This is a genomic window from Urbifossiella limnaea (assembly GCF_007747215.1).
In the GTDB taxonomy this organism is placed as follows: Bacteria; Planctomycetota; Planctomycetia; order Gemmatales; family Gemmataceae; genus Urbifossiella; species Urbifossiella limnaea.
Window position 1 is genome coordinate 195,364 of the sequence record NZ_CP036273.1, and the last position, 15,895, is coordinate 211,258.

A 15,895-nucleotide genomic window follows, 5' to 3' on the forward strand; every position below is an offset into this window, starting at 1 on the left:
ACTACTCAGGGCGGGTCGTACCCCCCCGCCGACCACGGGTTGCACCGGCAGATGCGCCACGTCCCGCGGGCGGCGCCGCACACCGGGCCGTACTTCCGCACGGCGCCGATGAAGTACTCGCTGCACCCCGGCTGGAACCGGCACACCGGCGGCAGCAGCGGCCGGATCAGCCACTGGTAGCCGCGCACCCCGCCGACGAGGACCGCCGAGAGGAGCCACGCCGGGCCGCGCCAGAGCCAGCTCATCAGACAGCACCCTTCGGGGGGCCGAGCTTCCGCGCCGCCTGCCGGGCCAGCGCGACCAGCGACGCCCGCACCGCGGCCAGCGTCGGCGGGCCGCCCGCCCGCGGGATCAGCACCAAATCCACGCCCGCCGGCAGCTGCCCCTGCTCCAGCCGGAACGCCTCGCGGTACAGCCGCTTCACCCGGTTGCGCACGACCGCCCCGCCCGCCTTGCGCGACACCGAGCAGCCGAGCCGCGGGTGCGGCAGGCCGTTCTCGACGGCGTACACGACGAGCACGCCGTCGGCCGCCGACTTGCGGCGGGCGTAGGCGCGGTCGAACGCCGCCGGCGCCTTCATGCGGTGGGTCTGCGGGAACGTCGGCACGGGACACCTGGGGACGGACCGGCGCAGGGACGCGGCACGCCGGGGCGCGGTTCGGCTACAACGCCCAGCCCACCCCCGCCCGCGGGGTCTGCGGGTTCCGCCCCGCGAACTCCGTGATCAGCTCCCGGCTCCGCTCGTCCACCGGGCCGGCCGGCACCGTCACCTTGAACACGAGGTACTGGTCGCCGCCGGCCACGCCCTTGCCGCGCAGCCGCAGCTTCGCCCCGCCCGACGTGCCCGGCGGCACCTTCACCACCAGCCGCTCGCCGGCCGCCGTCGGCACCTCGACGCTCGCCCCCAGCACCGCCTCCGCCAGGCTCAGCGGCACGTCGAGGAACACGTCCGCCCCCTCGCGGCGGAAGTACGGGTGCGGCGCCACCTTCACCCGGAGGATCACGTCGGCGGAACCGGTGGCGCTCGCCGGCACGCGCAGCTTCTTGCCGTCGGCGATGCCGGCGGGCACCTTCACGTCGATGTGCCGGCCGCCGACGTCGATGGACACGCTGCCGCCGGCCGCGGCCACCTCGAACGGGACGGTGACCTCGGACTCGATCGCCTCGGCCGGCCGCGGGCGCGACTTCGGCCGCCCGCCGCGGCGGCCGCCGAACAGGTCGTTCACGTCCGGGCTGCCGCCGCCGCCGAAGAAGGTGCGGAACAGCTCGTCGGCCGCGCGCGGGTCCACGTTCGTCCCGCCGCCGGGGAAGCCGCCGCCGGGGAAGCCGCCGCCCGGGAAGCCGCCCGCGCCGCCGGGGAAGCCGGGGCCGGCGTGGCCGAACTGGTCGTAGTTGGCCTTCTTGGCGGGGTCCGAGAGCACCTCGTAGGCGGTCTGCACCTCCTTGTAGGTGGCGTCGGCCTGCTTGTCGCCGGGGTTGCGGTCCGGGTGGTGCTTCTTCGAGAGCTTGCGGTACGCCTTCTGGATCTCGTCCGCGGTCGCGGTCTTGGAGACGCCGAGGACTTCGTACGGGTCGCGGGGCATGTCGGGTTCCGGCGTGGCCGGGGCGGGTGAGGGTAGTTTAGCAGTTGGATGCCCCCCGACACCCGCGGGGTGCGGCGTTCCGCGCCGCCGTGTCGTAAAATGCCGGCACCCCCATCCGCCGGCCCCGGATACCGCCGTGTCGATTGCCGCCGAGTGTCCGCACTGCGAGACGCGCTTCCACCTCCAGCCGGAGCTCGCCGGCCGGACGATGCGCTGCCCGAACCCCGACTGCCGGCAGGTGTTCGAGGTCGCCGCGGCCCTGCCGCCGCTGCCGACCATGCCGCGCGACGACTCCACGCCCCCGTTCCGCCGCCCCGAGCCCGAGGTCGTCGAGGCGCAGCTCGCACCCGCGCCGCCGAAGGCCAAGCCGAAGCCGCCGAAGCCCGCGAGGCCGCCGAAGGTGGTGGAGGCCGAGGTCGTTTCCCCCGCGAAGGCCAGGCCCGCCGCCGGCCCGAAGGAGGTGGTGTGGACGCCTGGTGCCGACCTGCCGCCGTCGGCCCCGCCCCCGGCCGCGCCGCCCCCGCCGAAGCCGCGCGCCGTCGCCGACTACGAGGAGCCCTTCGAGGAGCCGGTCCGCCGCCGCCGCAAGCGCGGCCGCAACCTCGGGCCGGCGATCCTGCTCGGCCTCGTGGTGCTGCTCGTGCTCGTGGGCGGCGCCGCCGGCGTGTACATCCTCCAGTACAAGGGGAAGGTCCACGAGCAGGCCGTCGAGAAGGCCAAGGAGCTCTACAAGGCGGGCGACTACACCAAGGCCAAGAAGGCCTACGACGAGCTGGCCGCCGAGTACGCCGACCGCGCCGACGTGGACGACTACAAGTTCTTCTCCGACCTGGCGCAGATGCAGCAGGTCACCCGCGGGCTCACCACGCGCGAGAACCCCCGCCCCGCGATCCAGGCGCTGAAGGACTTCGTTGCCGCCCGCAAGGACGCGCCGCTGGCGAAGCCCGACAAGTTCGGGTACGACGTGTTCGACGCCGGCAAGAAGGTCGCCGAGGACGCCGCCACCTACGTGCAGGAGCGCGTGAAGGGGTTCGGCGGCGACCGCGGCAGGCTCGACGAGCTGACCAAGGCCGAGGAGCTGATCGCCGCCGGCCGCGAGCTGCCGCCGCTGGTCGAGCCGTTCCGCCCGAAAGACCTGCCCGGGCTGGACGACTCGCTGGCCAAGCTCGCCGCCGCCGAGGCCGACATCGGCAAGGCCCGCTTCACGCTCGCGCGGCTCGACCAGGCCAAGGCCCAGCTCGCCGAGCCGACCGAGCAGGCGATGGTGGAGACGAAGGCGTTCCTCGCCGCGCACGGGCTGACGGACCACCCCGAGGCGCGCGACCTGATGACGAAGTCGGAGGCCGAGTTCCTCCGCCGCGTGGCCTACACCGCCGACCCCGCCGGCCCGGCCCCGCCCGCCGCCGAGGGGCGCGGCTCGTTCCTGTTCGTGGCCCCCGTCGGCGCCGCCAAGGCCGTGCCGCGCGGCCAGCTCGACGACCCGCCGACGGTGTTCCTGGCCGTCGCCCGCGGCGTGCTCTACGCCCTCGACGAGGACAGCGGCGACCTGCTGTGGGCGGCCCGCGTCGGCGCCGACACCTTCGACCCGCCGGCCGTGGTGACGCTGGAGACGGCCGACGGCCCGACGAGTCTGGCGCTGGTGCTTGGCAACGTGGCCGGGCAGGCGGAGGCGAGCGGCCGGGTGCTGAAGACCGGCGAGGTGAAGTGGCGCCAGCTGCTCCCCGCACCCGCCGCCGGCCCCGCCGCGGTGGTCGGCGGCCGCGCCTTCGTGCCGGTGCGCGACGGCGTCGGCACCGTGGTCGTCATCAACCTGACGACCGGCGCCCGCGAGGGGCGCATCGTGCTGGGCCAGCCGGTGGCGCAGGTGGTGGCGCGGACGGGCACGCAGGAGCTGTTCGTCGCCGCCGACGCCCGCCGCGTGTTCGTGTTCGACTGCACCGCCGGCGCGAACCCCCGCTGCGTCCGCGTGATGGCGACGAACCACCCCGCCGGCTCGCTGCGGACCACGCCCGTGATGCTGGGGCCGCGCTACCTGATGTTCTGCCAGGCCGACGGCCCCGCGGCGATGGCGCTGCGCGTCTTCCCCGTGCCGGACACGCCGGCGCTCGCCGCCGACGCGCCGCCGGTCACCGACCCCGTCGCGCCCGCGGTGCAGCTGCAAGTGCCCGGCTGGGTGTGGTTCCCGCCCGTGTCCGACGGCGAGCGCCTCGCCGCCGTCACCGACGCGGGCCAGTTCCGCCTGTTCGGCGTGAACCTGCCGGGCAACAGCGACGCGGCGCTGTTCGCGCTGCCGTCGCCGACGCTGCCGACGCCGCCGGACGGCGCCCCCGTTCCCGGCCTCGCCCTGCCCGCGGAGGACGGCGCGTTCTGGGTGCTCGCCGGCGGGTCGTTGCAGAAGTACCGCCTGCGGCTCCACCCGGTCCGCGGGCTGGAGCTGGTCGCCGACGGCAAGGCCGAGCCGGTCGGCTCGCCGACGCAGCCGGTGCAGCTGAACCCGCGGCGCGACACGGCGTGCTTCGTGGTGCGCTCGGGGAACTCGTCCGGCTGTCGGGCCGTGGCGGTGCGGCTGCGCGACGGCGAGCCGCGCTGGCGGCGGCAGCTCGGGCTCGTGCCCGGCGGCGCCCCGGTGGCGGCCGGTGACGGCGTGCTGCTGGCCGACGAGGACGGCGGCGTGGTGATCATCCCCGGCGCGGCGGTGGCCACGCAGGCGACCAACCCGGCGACGGTGGTGGCGACCGGCCTCGGCGGCACGGTGGCGAGCAGCCCCGGCGCCGCGGCCGGGCCGACGGCGGTGGCGACGGGGCCGAACGGCCAGGTGTTCACGCTGACGCCGACGGCCGGCGAGAAGGGGCCGCAGTGGTCGCTGCGGGTGTTCACGAACGGCACGCTGACGACGAGCAGCACGTTCCCCGCCCCCGGCGCCGTGGCCGGCGTGCCGCTGGTGCTGAGCGGCAACCTGCTGATCCCCGCGAGCGACGGCTCGCTGTACCGCTACAAGCCGGGCGACGCCTCGGGCCGCTCCGAGCCGCTGGGCCGCGGCCCGACGTGGCTGACCGACCGCCGCGGCGGCGACCCCGTGTGTTACCTGGTGGCGCTGGACGGCGACCACTTCGCGGCGTCGGACGGCGGCCGCGCCTTGAACCGCTGGACGTGGCCGGGGAGCGGCATGTGGTCGTCGGGGGATTTGCGGTGGGAGCTGCGCGACCGGGTGGCGTCGGTGCCGGCGTACTTCGCGCCGAAGGACGGCCGGCCGTCGCGGCTGCTGATCGCGGAGGCGACGGGCGGGGTGTGGCAGTTCGCGGCCGACCGCGGCGGCCCGGCGCTGCGAAGCTGGCTGCCGGGCCGCACGGTGTCGCTGCCGGGCGGCAGGGTGGGTCCGTTCGGCGTGTCGTCGGCAGGCCGGGTGTGCTACGCGGTGGAGGGGAAAGCCGACGAGCGGAGTGCGGCACGGTGGGTGGTGAGCCTCGACCCGGAACGCGCCGACCCGGCGTGGGTGGCGGAGGTGGCGGAGCCGGCGGTGGGTGCCCCGGTGGCGCTGCCGGACGGCCGCTGGCTGGTGACCGACCGCGCCGGCGGCGTGACGGCGCGGGCGTCGGACACCGGCCGCCCGGCGGGCGAGGCGTCGGTGGGGCTGCCGGGCGCGGTGCCGGCGGGCGCCGGGGTGCCGGTGGGGAACGCGGTGCTGGTGCCGCTGACGGACGGCAGCGCCGCGGTGGTGCCGCTGCCGGCGCCGGCGAAGGAGTGAGGCGCGGCGAGCGCCGCGGGCTCAAAGCCCCGACGCGCGGACGCTCCGCGTCAACCGCGTCCGTGTCCGGCGCCACGCCTGGCGCTTTCGGCGGCCGCGGCGCGGGTGTAGAATCGGGACGAGGAGGCACCCATGTCCAACAAAGACGCGATTCTCAAGGCGATCGCCGGCCTGCCGGATTCGGTCGACTTGACCGCGGTTACGAAAGCTCTTTATCAAGCCGTCGCCCGGGACGGTACGCCGGAGGACGTGGCGCGCTTCCAGTCGGCCATCATCCCGCCGGAGGCGATGGCCGAGTTCGAGAACCCGCCGGTCGGCGGGATGCAACTCCGCGATCTGCTCGCCGAACTCGAAGCACGCGGCCCGAACCGGGCGGCCGGATGACACCCGACACGCCGTTCGATGTCCCAATCTCAGGCGCGATTTCGGACCTCGTTCGTCGGCTCTACGACCAGGCCGTGTCGGACGGCCGGCGGCGCGACTTCCTCGACGCCTACCGCACGATCACGGCGCGTCTTGAGTCCTCGGCCGACACGTTCGGCGAGGAACTCTTCGCGCTGCCGAGGCTCGGGGTGGTGGTCCGGGTGGCGCTCGTCGCACCACTGTCGGTCCTGTACTCCCTTCACCCCGTGTCGCGCCTCGTTACGATCGGTGACGTCACGTACACCCGCCCCCGATCTCGTTGACCATCCGTCGTCAACTACCTCCGTACAATCGCCCCGTCCGCCCTACCCCACCGGAGCCGCCCATGCGCGCCCTCTCCTGCCTCGTCGTCGTCGCGGCCACAGCCGCGGCCGTCGCCCAGCCCGCCGACCCGTGGACGCTCGACGCCAAGTTCAAGGCCGCCAAGGCCGACGACCTCAAGGACGCCCCCGGCACCCCGCCGCCGAGCGGCGCCGTCGTCCTGTTCGACGGCAAGGACACCTCGAAGTGGCAGAAGCGCGACGGCAGCGAGGTGAAGTGGGTGCTGCGGCCGAACGGCGCCATGGAAGGTGTGAAGGGCCACGGCGACATCGTCACCAAGGAGAAGTTCGGCGGCTCGTTCAAGCTGCACCTCGAGTTCCGCGTGCCGTACGAGCCGGGCGGCGCCGGCCAGGGCCGCGGCAACAGCGGCGTCTACGTCCAGGGCCGCTACGAGGTGCAGGTGCTCGACAGCTACGGCCTCAAGAGCAAGAACAACGACTGCGCCGCGATCTACGAGGTGGCGGCGCCGAGCGTCAACGCCTGCAAGGCGCCGACGGTGTGGCAGAGCTACGACATCGAGTTCACGGCGCCGGTGTTCGCGGGCGGCAAGAAGACCGAACCCGCCCGCATGTCGGTGTATCATAACGGGGTGAAGGTCCACGACGGCGTGCGCATCCCGGTGGACAACACCCGGGCCGGCGCCGGCGGCGACCCCGCCACCCCCGGCCCGATCCTGCTGCAGGACCACGGCCACCCGGTGCAGTACCGGAACGTGTGGCTGCTGAAGCAGTAGCGGGCGGGGGCAGCCCCGACCACGACCGTGAGGGCGGAATGACGGAGCAGACCGCGACCGGACTGGATGCCATCGAACCCGCCCCCCCGACCGACACCCCCGACGAGCCCGCCCCGCCGCCCCCGCCCGCGAACGCCGGCGGCAGCGCCGAGCTCCTGAAGCTCGCGCTGCCGCTGGTCATCAGCCAGAGCTTCATGACGGTGCAGGTGCTCGCCGACACGTACCTGCTCGCCCGCCACAACACCGACGAGATGACCGCCTCGTTCCCGGCGGTCATGTGGTACTGGCTCGGGTTCGGCTTCCTCAGCGTCACCGCCGGGTACACGTCCACGTTCGTGGCCCAGTACACCGGCGCCGGCCGGCCGCACCGCGTCGGGCCGGCGGTGTGGCAGGGGATTTACTTCGCCGCCGTCGCCGGCCTCGGCTTCCTCACGGTGGTGCCGCTCGCCGGGTGGCTCACGTCGCTGGCCGGGCACCCGGCGCACATCCAGGAACTCGAAGCGGTGTACCTCCGCTGCTTCGCCTTCGCCGCGCTGCCGATGCTGGTGATGCAGGCGATCAACGGCTTCTTCTCCGGCCGCGGCGACACCTGGACGGTGCTGCTGATCGAGGCGTTCGGCACGGCCGTGAACGTGGCGCTGGCGCTGCTGCTGATCTTCGGCAGATGGGGCTTCCCGGAGATGGGCATCGCCGGCGCCGGCATCGCCACCGTCGTCGGCAGCTGGGCCGCGGCGCTCCTGGCGCTGGCGCTGTTCCTGCGGCCGAAGTTCCGCGACGGCTTCGCCACCGCCGCCGGCTGGCGGTTCGACCGCGACCTGTTCCGCCGCCTGATGAAGTACGGCGGCCCGGCCGGGATGCAGGTGTTCCTCGACGTGCTGGTGTTCCACCTGTTCACGCAGTTCGTCGGCCAGCTCGGCGACGCGGCGCTCGGGGCCACGACGCTGACGATCCGGTTCAACATGGTGGCGTTCCTGCCGATGATGGGGATCGGCCAGGCGGTGTGCATCCTGGTCGGCCAGCGGCTCGGCGGCGACCGGCCCGACATCGCCGAGAAGACGGTCTACACCGGCACCGCGTGGTCGTTCGGCTACATGTGCATCGTCGCCACGGTGTACCTGACGCTGCCGCAACTGCTGGTGTCGGCGTTCGAGCCGGAGCAGGACGTGGCGAAGTTCGCCGCCATCGCCGCCATCGTGCCGAGCCTGCTGGTGTGCGTGGCGGTGTACTCGCTGGCCGACGCGGTGAACCTGACGTTCGCGTTCGCCCTCCGCGGCGCCGGCGACACCCGGTTCGTGACGTGGCTGACGTTCGCGCTGGCGTGGCCGGTGATGGTGCTGCCGACGGCGGCGCTGGTGACGTGGCGGGCCGAGTTCGCGGCGGCGTTCCCGGGGGCCGGCGACCCGCTCTACTGGGCGTGGGGCTTCGCCACGGCGTTCATCTGCTGCATGGCCGTGTGCTTCGTGTGGCGGTTCCGCACCGGGAAGTGGAAGACGATGCGCGTCATCGAGCCGGGCGTCGCGGAGGAAGCAGAAGGCAATTTTTGACGGGATGAACAGGACAAGACAGGATGGAAGACAAAGACAGAAATCAATTTAAATTCTGTCTTTGTCTTCCATCCTGTCTTGTCCTGTTCATCCCGTCAAAAGCGGCTTTCGGTTCACCGCCGGCGGAAGATGCCGCCGCCGAAGCCGGCGCCGCTGTACCCGCCCACGCTGACGCCGCCGCCGACCCACCCGCCGGTGCGGCCGGTGCGGGCCGGCGCCTGGTCGTACGGGCTCGGGCTGTACGGGGCGCCGAACCGACGGCCGTCGCGGCCGAAGCCGTCCGGGCGGTTGTTCCACTCGGGGCCGATGCCGGTGCCGTACGCGGCCTCGCGGCCGAAGCCGTAGTAGCTGGTCGTGCCGGACCACGCCCCGCCGCCGCCGGGGAAGAACCCGGCGGGCACGACGCCCGCGTCCGGTTCCGGCCCCGCGGCCGCCGCGAGCGCGACCGCCACCACGATGCTCGTCATGTGAGTCCCTCCTGGCGGGCCGGCGACTCCGGCCCACACGGAAGGCTACCCCGGCGGCGCGGGGCACTTCGACGCGCGGCCGCGGATGGCAGGGGATACGGGCGCCCGGCCGCGCCGCGGGCGCCGGTTGTGCCGGTTACCCCCGGGCACGCTCGGCGACCAGCGCCGCCGCGGCCCGCACCCGCTCGCGCACCGCGTCCGGCACCGGCCCGGCCGCCGCCAGCGCTTCGAGCAGCTGCGCCGCCGCGACCCAGAGATCAGGTGTCGGGGGACGGGAGACCGGAGACGCCGGACTCGGCGCCGGTGTGGCCGGTTCCGGCTCGGCCGTCTCCTGCCTCCCGTCGCCCGTCTCTTCCCCCGTCAGCTTCCGCAGCGCGCCGAGGAACCCCGGCCCCGCGGCGAACGCCAGCTCGTCGGCGTCGCCCTCGAACAGGCCGTCGAACAGGCTCTGCTTCGCCTCCAGCGTCCGCAGCACCCGCTCCTCGATGGTGCCCCGCGTCACGAAGTTCACCACCCGCACCGGCCGCTCCTGCCCCATGCGGTGGACCCGCGCGATGCGCTGCTCCAGCACCGCCGGGTTCCACGGCAACTCCAGGTTCACCACCGTGTCGGCGGCCTGGAGGTTCAGCCCGGTGCCGCCGGCGTCGGTGCTCAGGAACGCGGCGCACGCCGGGTCCGTCAGGAACTTCTCGAGCGCCGCCTTGCGGTCCTTGCCGCTCAGGCCGCCGTGCAGCACCGCGTAGCCGACGCCGAGCCGGTCCAGCACCCGCGCCGCCTCGAAGATCATCGTCTCCCACTGCGAGAACACCACCACCTTGTGCGCGTCCGCCCCGCCGACCAGCTCCGGCAGCAGCTCCGCGAACTCGTCCAGCTTCGGCGAAATGTGCGTGGCGCGGTCGTGCAGGAACGTGCTGTCGCAGATGGTGCGGAGGTTCACCACGCACGCCAGGATGCGCTTGCGGTCCAGGTCGGTGAGGTAGTTCTTCGCCAGCAGCCGGGCCAGCGCCGCGCGCTGCTCCTCGTAGGGGCCGCGCTGCTCGTCCGCCAGCTCGACGAAGACGGTGTTGTCGGTCCGCTCGGGGAGCTGCGTCAGCACCTCGGCGCGGGTGCGGCGCAGGAAGATCGGCGCCAGCTTGTCGCGGATCGCGTCCAGGTTGCGGTAGCCGGTCAGGTTGCCGTCGGCGTCCACCACGCGGTGCTCGTGCAGGAACGCGAACGCCGGCCCGAACCGCCTCTCGTCCACGAACTGCACGATGCTGTACAGCTCCTCCAGCTTGTTCTCCAGCGGCGTGCCGGTCAGCACGAAGGCGTACCGGCTGTGCAGCTTCTTCACCTCGCGCGTCGTCTTCGCCTCCCAGTTCTTGATCCGCTGCGCCTCGTCCAGCACCACCACGTCGGGCTTCCAGCCGTTGAGCGCCTCGCGGTCGCGCACCACCTGCTCGTAGTTCACGAGCCGGTAGAACGTGGGCTGCTCGTACTGCTCCTTCCGCACGTCGGGCAGCCCGTCGATCACCTGGACGGGGCGCCTCGTGAAGCGGCGGATTTCCGTCTCCCACTGGTACTTCACCGACGCCGGCGCGACGACGAGCACGCGGCGGATGCCGCGCTCCTGGGCGAGCAGTTCGACGGCGGCGAGCGTCTGCACGGTCTTGCCGAGGCCCATGTCGTCGCCGAGGATGCTGCGGCCGCGGCAGGCCAGGAACAGCGCCCCGCGCAGCTGGTAGTCGTACAGCGGCACCGGCAGCAGGTTCAGGTCCAGCGTGCCGGCGTCGAGCCGCGCCAGCCACTCCGCCTCGCGCGCCAGCAGGTCGGCGCGCTCGACCTCGCGGTCCACGAAGTCGAGCGCGTCGGACAGCACCGTCACCTCTTCCGGCACGGCCTCGATGTCGCGGATCAGGTCGGGGAACTTGCCGCGGCCGGACCACAGGAACTTGTCGTCGAAGTACGCCTGCGCCAGCCGGGCGAGCTTGTCGGAGTGCCGCGGCGGCAGGTGCAGCCCGAGCCGCAGCTGCTCGCCGTAGTGGAGGTAGACTTCGGGCCGCTGCACGGCGGCCTTCTTCTTCTGGAGGTGGGGCGGCAACTCGTCGCGCAGGTCGTCGAGCACCGCCTCGATGTGCTTGCAGGTGCCGAGGGTGTTGGCCTTGTAGTCGGGGCAGGTGCAGGTGTTGTCGCCGGTCTCGAACCCGCGCACGGTGACTTCGTAGCGGCCGCCGGAGTCGGGGTTGGTGACGCGGAAGTCGGAGAAGACGCGGTTCTTCCCCAGGTTCTCGATGGCGAACTTGGTGGCCCGGGCGCGCTGCCGGCGGAGGTCGATCTGTTCCTCGCGGAGCATCGGCGGGCCTCGGCGGCGGGCGTGCGCCCATGATACCGCCGGCGGCCGCGGCGCGGAGGTCAGCCGGCGGCCGCGGGTGCAGGTTGCGTGAACCATGATTGTGGATAGATCAGCGCGGCACCCTCCAAGGGGACGATCCCGCCAAGCAGGTCTGTTTGCAGCGCAGGTGATGGCGAATGCCGATGCGAGTACTCGACTTCGAGTGCCTTTGCGATCGAGTCCGTCGGAGCCACCAGCATGACATCGAAGGGGTCGAGCTTTTCCTGCCAGTGACCCCACTGGGATTCGAGCTCATCGAATGCGGCCTGAACCATTCGGTACGACGGCCGGGCATCAACGCCCTGGACCTTCCCCGTGACGAGGTAGAGGTAGGGCTTCGAGTAGCGAGGCGTTTTCGCCCAGCACCCGCCCACCAACGGGAAGCCCTGCGAAACCAGCGCGCGGATCAGCCGTTCGCCGCCGTCTACCTGTCGATCGCTTACCACAGGCGCTTGATCCATGGGAGCACTCCGTGGGCGGGGTCGGTGACCGCACTGAGAATGGCACGAGCTTGCAGGTCGGTCCAGCGGGCGTACCGGCTGTCCTCTGCCCACCCTTTCACCAAGTTCCAGTTGTCGCGGAACTCGGGGTCTGCCTTCGCGTCGTCGTCACGCACATCTTTCAGCTGGGCAAGCTTCACCAGTTGTTCGATGTCGTGCGTGAACGCCTTGTACGCCCGCTCCTTGTCCGGGAACTCTTCCGCGACGGTCATCTTGGCGATGCACGCCTTCAGGGCGCACTCGACGGCGTACCCGGCCAAGTAGTACGCCCCGTCCCACAACCCCGCGGCGATCAGCGCGGCGGCCTCGGCGGCGCGCACGTCGGCCAGCTGCTGGAAGTCTGCGCGGGTCGGCACGGGCGATCCTCCCGACCCGGGTATTCTATCCCGACCCGTATTTCTGGTGGAGCGCCCGCCGCAGCGCCGGCGACAGGCCGATCGCCGGCACCACCAGCCGCCGCAGCCGCGGCGGGCGGGCGCCGTCCAGGAACGGCTCGAACGCCGCGTCGGCCGCCGGGTTGTTCCCCAAATCCAGCGACCGCAGCCCCGCCAGGTGCGGCGACGACGCGAGCACCGTCACCGCCGCGTCCGTCAGCCCGCACCCGGACACCTTCAGCCCGCGCAGCCCCGCCAGCGCCGGCGCCGCGGCCAGCACCGCCGCCCCCGCCTCGCCCAGGTCGTTGCGGCTCAGGTCGAGCTCCCGCAGCGCCGCCGGCCCGTCCGCGGTCAGCAGCGGCTTCAGCGCCGCCGGGCCGAGCGCGTTCCCCGACAGGTCGAGCACCGCCACCCGCACGAGCGCCCCCGGCCGCGGCACGGCGTGGCCCCGCGGCGCCCCCAGCCCGCAGCCGGACAGGTTCAGCCACTCCAGCCGCGGCAGCCGGTCCGACGCCGCGACCGCCTCCGCGCCCGCGGGGCCGACCGGGTTGTGCCGCAGGTCGAGGCCGCGCAGCGCCGCCAGGTGCGGCGACGCCGCCAGCGCCCGCGCCCCGCTCTCGGTCAGCTCGTTCTCCGACAGAATCAACTCCTCCAGCCCCGCCAGGTGCGGCGACCCGGCGAGCGCGCTCGCGCCGGCGTCGGTGAGGCGGTTCTTGCGCAGGTCGAGGCGCCGCAGCCCGGACAGGTGCGCGCACCGGGCCACGGCGCGGGCCAGCGGGTCGCGCAGGTGTTGCGCCTCGATCGTCAGCCCCGCCAGCCGGCCGAGGTACGGCGACGCCGTGAGCGCCCCCAGGTGCGGGCCGGCGTCCATCAGGTGGAGGTGCCGCACCGGCGCCGCGGCGAACAGCTCGTGGGCGTGGCGGAGGAACGGCACCGCGCCGATGCGGACCTCGTCCACGAACCCGCGGCGGAAGTCGATGAGCGAGCACAGGCCGCGGAACGGCGCCTCCCAGGCGTCCTTGTTGGCGTCGCGCAGCACCTGCTCGGCGCGGAGCAGGTCGGCCCGCGCGGGGTCGGTTTCGGGCAGCGTGGCCAGCGCGATCTGCACGCGGATGAACGCGGCGCGGGCCAGGGCCGCGCCGCCCTGCTCGTCGAGCCAGTCGGCGAACACGAGGCGCGGCCCGTCGTCGTCCGGGTAGGCCCGGATGCGCTGGAGGAACGGCTCGGCGTCGGTCTGCATGGGGCGGGCCGTCCGATCGCCGCTTGCGGCGGAGCGGCGTGGATACCGCTCCGCCGCAAGCGGAGGACGAATCCTAGCACGCGCGAATTTCATCTCTCGACTAAGCCATAAGATTAGTCTAGACTAACAACCTGGTTCGTTCGGGCTTTCAAACTCATTCGGGGAGGCTACGTCGTGTTCGCCACACGCCCGCGGCGCGGGTTCACGCTGATCGAGTTGCTCGTCGTCATCGCCATCATCGGCGTGCTCATCGGCATGCTCCTGCCGGCCGTGCAGAAGGTGCGCGAGTCGGCGGCGCGGGTGAAGTGCAAGAACAACCTGAAGCAGATCGGCCTGGCCCTGCACAACTACCACGACCGCACCGGCAGCTTCCCGCCGGGCTACACCGCGAACGCCGCGGCCGCCGACGGGACCGGCCCCGGGTGGGGCTGGGCCGCGTTCCTGCTCCCCGACCTGGAGCAGGAGAACGTCTACCGCCTCATCGACTTCGCGCAGCCCATGACGGCCGCGCGGCACGACGCCGTACGGCAGGTGACCGTGTCGTTCCTGCGCTGCCCGTCGGACCCGCGGCAGGACCCGATCCCGCTGTCGGAGTTCGAGAACCCGGCGTCGCTGACCACGCCGCTGGGGCGCTCCAACTACGTGGCCTGCTACGGGAACACGCCGTACCTCGGCGAGTCGCCGGCGGTGCTGACCACGCACCTGACCGTCGACGGCGTCCTCGGCCGGGGCATGTTCTACCGCAACAGCCGGACGCGCATCGCCGACATCCTCGACGGCCTCAGCAACACGTTCGCCGTCGGCGAGAAGAACGCGCAGGCCACGATGGCGAGCTGGGCCGGGGTCGTGCCGGGGGCGACGTGGCGGAGCGCCAACGACACCGCGAACTACGGCGGCATCCCGAGCAACCTGCCGGCCGCGCTGGTGCTGGGGCACGCGTGCCGCCAGCACCCGCCGAGCGCCGCCGCGGGCGTGGCCGAGGACTTCTCGTCGCCGCACGTCAACGGGGTGAACGCGCTGTTCGCCGACGGCTCGGTCCACGCCGTCCGGCAGAGCGTGAGCATGAGCGTGTACCCGTTCACCGCGACGATCGCCGACGGGAAGGCGCTGCAGGTGGATTTCTGACCGAATCCGGCCAAGATTCGCCGCCGCCCGGCGAATTCCCTCCCGGCCGACTCGCCGCCTCGTTCACGTCCCACGGACGAACCGCCGTTGCATCCGCGGCCGGAACGGGGCTTAATAGCTGGGCGGCCCGCCGGGCAGGCGCCCGCTTCTCCCCGGAGTTCGTCGTGCCAGTCGTTACGTGTCCGAAGTGCTCGGCCGGGCTGAAGGTGCCCGACGGGCCGGCCGCCGCCGTCCGCTGCCCCAAGTGCACCACCGTCTTCCAGCCGCGGCCCAAACCCACTGCCGACGCCGGGTTCGAGGTCGTGGACGACTCGAAGCCGGCCCCGAAGGCGGCCCCGCGGCCCGCGTCGCCCCCGCCGCCCCCCGCGGGGCCGAAGAAGGCTTTCTCGCTCGACGAGGCCGTCCGCTCCGCCGACAAGTCGCCGCGCCGCGACACCCGCGACACCCGCGACGACGACGACCGCCCGCGCGGCCGTTCCCGCCGCGACGACGAGGACGACCGCCCGCGCGGCCGCTCCCGCCGTGACGACGACGACGACCGCCGCGACCGCCGCCGCGACGCCGACGACGACTACGACGACGACCGCCCGCGGAAGGCGTCGAAGTTCGGGGTGGCGCGGCCGGGCGTGCTGCTCCTCCTGATCTCGCTCGGGCTGTACGTGGGGAGCCTGGCCCTGCACGCGCTGCTGGTGCTCGTGAGCTGGATGGGGGCCGACATCCCCAGCGGGATGAACGGGCTGAACGGCGTGGTCGGGCTCGCCGGGTGGGTCGTGGGGCTGGTCGGGTTCGGGCTGGTGACGGCCGGCCCGCCGAAGTCGCGCGGCCTGGCCATCGCCGCCGGGTCGGTCAGCCTGGTCCACCTCGTGCTGGCGTGCGTGGTGGCGTTCAACGAGCGGCCCGAGCGGCTCGGCGGCGGCGTGGCGATTAACTGGGGGGCGCTGGTCACCGACCTCCCCTCGCTCGACGCCGTCCTCACCGCCCTGGTGTACAGCGACCGGATGAACGCACGCGGGTTCGGCACCCTGGTGCTGCCGCTCCTCGCGGGGCTGGCCGAGCTGGCGCGCCTCGTCCTGCTCGGGCTGCTGCTCGGGTCGCTGGCGCGGGCCACGAAGGAGCACCGGGCCGAGGGGATGGCGAAGTTCGGGTGGATCGCCGCCCCGTCGGCCGTCGGCGTGTGCATGCTGGTGGTGCTGCTGGCGACGATCCTGGCCGAGAGCACGGCCAAGAGCGTGCTGCGGCCCGAGCCGCCGCCGCCGCTCGGCCCCGGGACCAACTTCCAGGACGTGGTCCGGCAGCAGCAGGAGTACGGCCAGCGGATGCAGGACCGCTTCAAGACGCTGGAGCGGACGCTGCGGCTGTGGCGCAACGGCAGCGAGCTGCTCGTGTACACGCTCCACATCGGCACCCTGGTGCTGCCGGGCGTGGCGGCGTTCGGCGTGTGGGGCGGCATGGGCCGGCGCCGCTAACGG

General features: G+C 73.2%; 15 protein-coding genes. 7 read left to right on the plus strand and 8 right to left on the minus strand.

The features are described 5' to 3' along the window. Positions 1-5 precede the first annotated feature (5 nt). The 3 genes from yidD to ETAA1_RS00890 are packed head-to-tail and all read right to left on the minus strand — an operon-like array spanning position 6 to position 1,583. Positions 6-245 carry a membrane protein insertion efficiency factor YidD gene (yidD, locus tag ETAA1_RS00880; RefSeq protein WP_145233465.1) on the minus strand — a complete coding sequence of 80 codons (240 nt, stop codon included), beginning with the start codon at positions 243-245 and terminating at the stop codon, positions 6-8. Beyond that, positions 245-607, minus strand: a complete 363-nt coding sequence (rnpA, locus tag ETAA1_RS00885; protein WP_202920566.1) for a ribonuclease P protein component — start codon at positions 605-607, stop codon at positions 245-247. The genes yidD and rnpA overlap by 1 nt, the downstream gene beginning before the upstream one ends. A gap of 55 nt (positions 608-662) precedes the next feature. Beyond that, the gene (locus ETAA1_RS00890) at positions 663-1,583 is read right to left on the minus strand and encodes a DnaJ C-terminal domain-containing protein (RefSeq protein WP_145233467.1); all 921 of its coding nucleotides are present in this window, start codon (positions 1,581-1,583) and stop codon (positions 663-665) included. A 136-nt stretch (positions 1,584-1,719) separates the two neighbouring features. Here ETAA1_RS00890 and ETAA1_RS00895 point away from each other — a divergent pair, with 136 nt between their 5' ends. The 5 genes from ETAA1_RS00895 to ETAA1_RS00915 all read left to right on the plus strand — a co-directional run bounded on the left by ETAA1_RS00895 (position 1,720) and on the right by ETAA1_RS00915 (position 8,349). Continuing rightward, a complete protein-coding gene (locus ETAA1_RS00895; RefSeq protein WP_202920567.1) occupies positions 1,720-5,328 on the plus strand; it encodes an outer membrane protein assembly factor BamB family protein in 3,609 nt (1,202 codons plus the stop codon). Positions 5,329-5,460: 132 nt separating this feature from the next. Further along, a complete protein-coding gene (locus ETAA1_RS00900; RefSeq protein WP_145233471.1) occupies positions 5,461-5,712 on the plus strand; it encodes a hypothetical protein in 252 nt (83 codons plus the stop codon). Next, complete coding sequence (locus ETAA1_RS00905; protein ID WP_145233473.1) at positions 5,709-6,014, plus strand: hypothetical protein; 306 nt, start codon at positions 5,709-5,711, stop codon at positions 6,012-6,014. Before ETAA1_RS00900 ends, ETAA1_RS00905 begins: the two co-directional genes overlap by 4 nt. Before the next feature lie 62 nt (positions 6,015-6,076). Next, positions 6,077-6,805, plus strand: a complete 729-nt coding sequence (locus ETAA1_RS00910; RefSeq protein ID WP_145233474.1) for a 3-keto-disaccharide hydrolase — start codon at positions 6,077-6,079, stop codon at positions 6,803-6,805. Positions 6,806-6,843: 38 nt separating this feature from the next. Then, positions 6,844-8,349, plus strand: coding sequence for an MATE family efflux transporter (locus tag ETAA1_RS00915; RefSeq protein WP_145233476.1), 1,506 nt, complete (start codon positions 6,844-6,846; stop codon positions 8,347-8,349). Positions 8,350-8,462: 113 nt separating this feature from the next. On the opposite strand, the gene ETAA1_RS00920 is transcribed toward ETAA1_RS00915, so the two are convergent. The 5 genes from ETAA1_RS00920 to ETAA1_RS00940 form a co-directional block, all read right to left on the minus strand. Further along, positions 8,463-8,816, minus strand: coding sequence for a hypothetical protein (locus ETAA1_RS00920; RefSeq protein WP_145233478.1), 354 nt, complete (start codon positions 8,814-8,816; stop codon positions 8,463-8,465). 136 nt (positions 8,817-8,952) lie between these two features. Continuing rightward, positions 8,953-11,148, minus strand: coding sequence for a DEAD/DEAH box helicase (locus tag ETAA1_RS00925; protein ID WP_145233480.1), 2,196 nt, complete (start codon positions 11,146-11,148; stop codon positions 8,953-8,955). Between the two features lie 59 nt (positions 11,149-11,207). Continuing rightward, positions 11,208-11,648, minus strand: a complete 441-nt coding sequence (locus tag ETAA1_RS00930) for a hypothetical protein (protein WP_145233482.1) — start codon at positions 11,646-11,648, stop codon at positions 11,208-11,210. After that, entirely contained in the window at positions 11,627-12,043 is a 417-nt protein-coding gene (locus tag ETAA1_RS00935; protein WP_145233484.1) for a HEPN domain-containing protein, read from the minus strand. Before ETAA1_RS00935 ends, ETAA1_RS00930 begins: the two co-directional genes overlap by 22 nt. A gap of 25 nt (positions 12,044-12,068) precedes the next feature. Beyond that, the gene (locus tag ETAA1_RS00940) at positions 12,069-13,301 is read right to left on the minus strand and encodes a TIGR02996 domain-containing protein (protein WP_202920568.1); all 1,233 of its coding nucleotides are present in this window, start codon (positions 13,299-13,301) and stop codon (positions 12,069-12,071) included. A gap of 174 nt (positions 13,302-13,475) precedes the next feature. Between ETAA1_RS00940 and ETAA1_RS00945 the strand changes: the two genes are divergently transcribed. Continuing rightward, positions 13,476-14,426 (plus strand): DUF1559 domain-containing protein, encoded by a 951-nt coding sequence (locus ETAA1_RS00945; RefSeq protein ID WP_145233487.1) that lies wholly within the window; start codon positions 13,476-13,478, stop codon positions 14,424-14,426. Positions 14,427-14,590: 164 nt separating this feature from the next. Then, positions 14,591-15,892 (plus strand): zinc ribbon domain-containing protein, encoded by a 1,302-nt coding sequence (locus ETAA1_RS00950; protein WP_145233489.1) that lies wholly within the window; start codon positions 14,591-14,593, stop codon positions 15,890-15,892. Positions 15,893-15,895 lie beyond the last annotated feature (3 nt).

Coding starts and splice junctions, on each gene's coding strand:
- yidD (WP_145233465.1), bottom strand. CDS start 245: ATGAGCTGGCTCTGGCGCGGCCCGGCGTGGCTCCTCTCGGCGGTCCTC.
- ETAA1_RS00890 (WP_145233467.1), bottom strand. CDS start 1,583: ATGCCCCGCGACCCGTACGAAGTCCTCGGCGTCTCCAAGACCGCGACC.
- ETAA1_RS00900 (WP_145233471.1), top strand. CDS start 5,461: ATGTCCAACAAAGACGCGATTCTCAAGGCGATCGCCGGCCTGCCGGAT.
- ETAA1_RS00905 (WP_145233473.1), top strand. CDS start 5,709: ATGACACCCGACACGCCGTTCGATGTCCCAATCTCAGGCGCGATTTCG.
- ETAA1_RS00910 (WP_145233474.1), top strand. CDS start 6,077: ATGCGCGCCCTCTCCTGCCTCGTCGTCGTCGCGGCCACAGCCGCGGCC.
- ETAA1_RS00915 (WP_145233476.1), top strand. CDS start 6,844: ATGACGGAGCAGACCGCGACCGGACTGGATGCCATCGAACCCGCCCCC.
- ETAA1_RS00920 (WP_145233478.1), bottom strand. CDS start 8,816: ATGACGAGCATCGTGGTGGCGGTCGCGCTCGCGGCGGCCGCGGGGCCG.
- ETAA1_RS00925 (WP_145233480.1), bottom strand. CDS start 11,148: ATGCTCCGCGAGGAACAGATCGACCTCCGCCGGCAGCGCGCCCGGGCC.
- ETAA1_RS00930 (WP_145233482.1), bottom strand. CDS start 11,648: ATGGATCAAGCGCCTGTGGTAAGCGATCGACAGGTAGACGGCGGCGAA.
- ETAA1_RS00940 (WP_202920568.1), bottom strand. CDS start 13,301: ATGCAGACCGACGCCGAGCCGTTCCTCCAGCGCATCCGGGCCTACCCG.